At 38.1% G+C, this 1935-nt stretch carries 3 protein-coding genes; 1 reads left to right on the forward strand and 2 read right to left on the reverse strand.

Translation table 11 applies throughout. From position 1 onward, the window contains the following. Window positions 1-78 precede the first annotated feature (78 nt). Entirely contained in the window at window positions 79-231 is a 153-nt protein-coding gene (locus NH399_RS25285) for a hypothetical protein (protein ID WP_253044302.1), read from the forward strand. Window positions 232-594: 363 nt separating this feature from the next. On the opposite strand, the gene NH399_RS25290 is transcribed toward NH399_RS25285, so the two are convergent. After that, on the reverse strand, window positions 595-1002 hold the full coding sequence (locus NH399_RS25290; protein WP_253044303.1) for a DUF2262 domain-containing protein: 408 nt from the start codon (window positions 1000-1002) through the stop codon (window positions 595-597). Between the two features lie 107 nt (window positions 1003-1109). Next, window positions 1110-1625: a hypothetical protein gene (locus NH399_RS25295; protein ID WP_253044305.1), complete on the reverse strand. Its 516-nt coding sequence runs from the start codon at window positions 1623-1625 to the stop codon at window positions 1110-1112. Between the last annotated feature and the right edge of the window lie 310 nt (window positions 1626-1935).

Genomic DNA, 1935 nt, shown 5'->3' on the forward strand with positions numbered 1-1935 from the left:
CAAAAAAGTGGACTATGCCGATTAGAAATTGGAAAGCGGCCTTAAATCATTTTATGATTGTTTTTGATGGCCGCTTAGATGAATATATGTGAACTGGCAGATACACAGAATAATTTACAGGGTCTATTAAAGAAGTGGCGATTTAAGCCTAAAGTAGAAAATGGTAAAGCCGTTCCTATGTATGACTTATTCTACACGATGGACTTCACGCCAGCCGATGAAGGCGATTAACCCCCCTTACTAATCAAATAATTGCACGGAAGCTCTCAGCTCAATTATAAGATAAAATTTGCAAGCAATTCTTAAAGTAGCCAAAGCCATCTCTAATGTCTTACTTAATAGTTAGCCGCACCAGAAATTTTGGAGATGGCCTTATTAAGGCGTAAAATTCTGAGGCTCTTTTTGTTAGCCTTGGATATATCATACGTGCCCTTAAGAAACTTGAGGGCGGTGAGGTTCTTTGCCGGCACTGGCATACTTATTAGTTCCCTTTAATAATTGATTAATCCTTATCTTTCTTCCATTGACGGATTTTATCTATCCTAAAAAATCTTTATTTCCTAACGCCGCCATGCTTCACAGTTGATGGCTTTGTTATGCCATATAAGCATTTATTTCGTTACCGGAAGGATCAGAACTTACTATAATATTATGACCGCAATATAACTCTCCATCGTCGTACCAAAAACTGATAGTTGAATCCTCAATTACTATTAAACAAAGCTCAACTTTCTTCATAAATTCCTCTTCGGTCAACACCTCACCTTCAGTTTCAGCCCAGGTCTTACCGTGTATATCTTTCAAGAGCACTTCTCTTAGCTTCTTAGCCCATTTACTTTCGTTTTCAATTATATCGCTTCCGATGCTAATGTTAGCTCTTAAATATTCGCCTTCATCGCACAACTGAAATAGAACATCGCCTTTATTCCAATTAATAGAACATTGGTAAAACCCATTTTCTATTTTTGAGTCCTCAAAATATTTTGAGTCTATTATTAACATATAACTTCTCACTCTAATTAGGTAAAAAATGCAGTCAGCAGCGGCCGAGTAAAACGAGGTCTAGCGACCGCTGGGAGCTTAGCTTTTGACGTTAAATACAATGCTTTTTACATCTTAAATTCTTGTAGGCTGCATGCTCTTAACGACGCTATACAGCGCGCAATTAGTTTCGCGAGAGACTTCCACTCGGTTGGAATGTGTTCCCCCCACGAAACATGAATCATATTTCCGAATCCATTTTCAATACTTACACTGTACGATGTACCATCACAATATCCAATATTATCAGTAGAGCATAACAAAGGTAATTGTTGGTTCTTTAAGAAAGAAAATATCTCAGCAGCTATACCTTGACTATTTTGCACTACTTTGTAGCCAGGAAGATACTGACCTTTTTGGCTATCAATCTGCGTAAAATATACGCTAACCTTTCCGTCACTTTCACGAAAGTCCCAAGATTCACCTAGCTTAAAACTAGGTTGGACGGTCAGTTTAATTTTTAGTACGCCAATGCCTCTTATATGAATATCTTCGCCAATATTCCGGACGCGGCTGAGAGCTTCTTCAATCGCCGCTTTTTCCTCTAACTCTCTTCTTAGTCGCTTTTTATCAGATTTATTCATACTCAATTCTTTTCGGGTGTAACTGTTTATTAAAAGGACTCCATTAAGTTCGTAATAGGATTACTTTAATCATCAATCTACGTTTGTCCTTAATATTATTAATAGTCTCCTTTAAGATATTAGCAGACTAGAATCTAACCTCAAAAAACGAATCGCTATCTTGCGGGTATATGAAAAACACTAGGCGGCGGTCTGAGCCACTTTTAGCGCTAGCTAATTGATACCCCTTACCCCCTGAGAAAGTCCCTCAGAGGGGCTTAGAGACACCTTAGAGATCATTCTAAATACCTACACACGCCTTGCATTGTTT

This window comes from Pleionea sp. CnH1-48 (genome assembly GCF_024124665.1).
Lineage (GTDB): Bacteria > Pseudomonadota > Gammaproteobacteria > Enterobacterales > Kangiellaceae > JAMXSB01.